The 2,013-nt window shown below is 39.1% G+C and carries 1 protein-coding gene; it reads right to left on the reverse strand.

The window, feature by feature from the left end; genetic code table 11:
- Positions 1-467: 467 nt before the first annotated feature.
- Positions 468-1,550 carry a bifunctional 3-deoxy-7-phosphoheptulonate synthase/chorismate mutase gene (locus DCC82_RS14740; RefSeq protein ID WP_015864830.1) on the reverse strand — a complete coding sequence of 361 codons (1,083 nt, stop codon included), beginning with the start codon at positions 1,548-1,550 and terminating at the stop codon, positions 468-470.
- Positions 1,551-2,013 lie beyond the last annotated feature (463 nt).

Below are 2,013 nucleotides of genomic sequence, written 5' to 3' on the forward strand. Positions count from 1 at the left end.
CCCTCCGCATGCCCCACGATGCTCAATGGGATGATCTGTGTGGAGTTTTCATAGAACTTTTGACGCTACCTTTTATAAATAAACATCGATTGTTATTTTCATAACCACAAATATCCGTTTATGCAAAAATATCATACGATACATTATGGCTGAATCGCAACGAATTGGCAACTATTTTGCAAATGTTTTCACAAACAATTCACTAATATTGAGGAAAACTTTCTATGTATATCATACCCAACCTATGAACAATGATAACTTTATGGTCCATTTCCATTCCGTTTCCGATATATTTTGCAACCGAACACAAATTCTCATAAAATAATGCATTCACGAAGATTAGTTCAGGAAATCCGCGCTACATCTTGGAAAGAGAAACGTACATTCCAAAAAACATCACAACCCAAATGGCAGTAAACAGAAAATTCCCCCTTCAGAGAATTGCTGAAGGGGGACGTTGAATTCCATTATGCTTTTACCATTTGCCGCTGGAACGCTCTTATTTCTTCCATAAATTCATTAAATTGAGCAATATCCATTTGTTGTGCCGAATCCGATAATGCAACCGCTGGATCTGGATGTACCTCTGCCATTACTCCATCCGCGCCAATTGCTAACGCTGCTTTCGCACAAGGAATTAATAAGTCACGACGGCCTGTTGAATGAGTAACATCAACCAATACAGGCAAGTGTGTTTCTTTCTTTAAAATTGGCACCGCAGAAATATCCAACGTATTTCTTGTCGCGCGCTCATATGTGCGAATACCGCGTTCACAAAGAATAATTTGACCGTTTCCTTGCGACATAATGTACTCTGCCGCATTAATGAATTCTTCAATCGTTGCCGCTAGCCCGCGTTTTAACAAAATTGGCTTGTTCACTTGGCCTGCCGCTTTTAAAAGCTCAAAGTTTTGCATGTTGCGCGCACCAATTTGAATCACATCAATATAGTCTAGCGCTATTTCAATATCCGCAGGGGTGACAATTTCACTAATCACAGCTAAGTCAAACTCATCGGCAATTCGTTTTAAAATTTTTAATCCTTCCACGCCTAGTCCTTGGAAATCATATGGCGATGTTCTCGGTTTGTACGCACCGCCGCGAAGAAGTTTTAATCCTTGTTTCTTCACCGCTTTTGCAACAGCCGCAACTTGTTCATAACTTTCGACCGCACACGGTCCCATCACAAAATATTGGTTGCCGTCGCCAATTTTTTCGCCTTTTACATCAACAATCGTATTTTCCGGATGCTTCTTGCGCGATACAAGCAATGCTTTACGATGATCATCTTCTTGCAGTTCAAGACCAGCTTTAAAAATTTCTTTAAAAATATGCTGCAATGTCGATGTTTCAAATGGTCCATCGTTGTGCTCAGAAATTAAATCAAGCATTTTCCGTTCACGCACTGGGTCATAACGATATGTTCCTTGCGTTTCCTTGATTTTTCCAATTTCTTGAACAAGTCTCCCTCGTTCATTAATTAATTTTAAAATTTGTAAGTTAATCTCATCCACCTTTGCCCGTAGCTCATCTAATCTCTTATTGCTCATGCTTTCCCATCCTTTCTTTCGTGCAGTTTAGTTCAAAACCATTTTCCACCTTATCCGGATGACTCCAGTCACGGACTTTGTGGTTATTATTTTTTAATTAGTCATTATTATAATGGAAACAGAAGCAGTTGTCATCAAAAAATACTTTATTTATTAAACGCTTTTAAGCAATAAAGTATTTTATAAGAAATTGCATAAGATATTTTATGAGAATTGCATAAAAAGTGTCTGAATCACTCGGAAACAAACGCCAATGGACAATAAAAAAGGACATGCACCATCCTTTCGTAAACGCTTGGAGGTGCATGTCTTTTACAGCTATATGTTAGAAATGGAGTCTTCGGCCAAAGACGCCATTCATGCTTGTATTACTTCTTTTTTAGAGAGTCATATGTCAACTACCCAACGGCTAAAGCCGTGGGCTTGCAACTAGCCTAATTGGCTGCCGCGTTCGGCTGGTTGA

The sequence above is a fragment of the Geobacillus sp. LYN3 genome, assembly GCF_003064505.1.
GTDB classification, from domain to species: Bacteria; Bacillota; Bacilli; order Bacillales; family Anoxybacillaceae; genus Parageobacillus_B; species Parageobacillus_B toebii.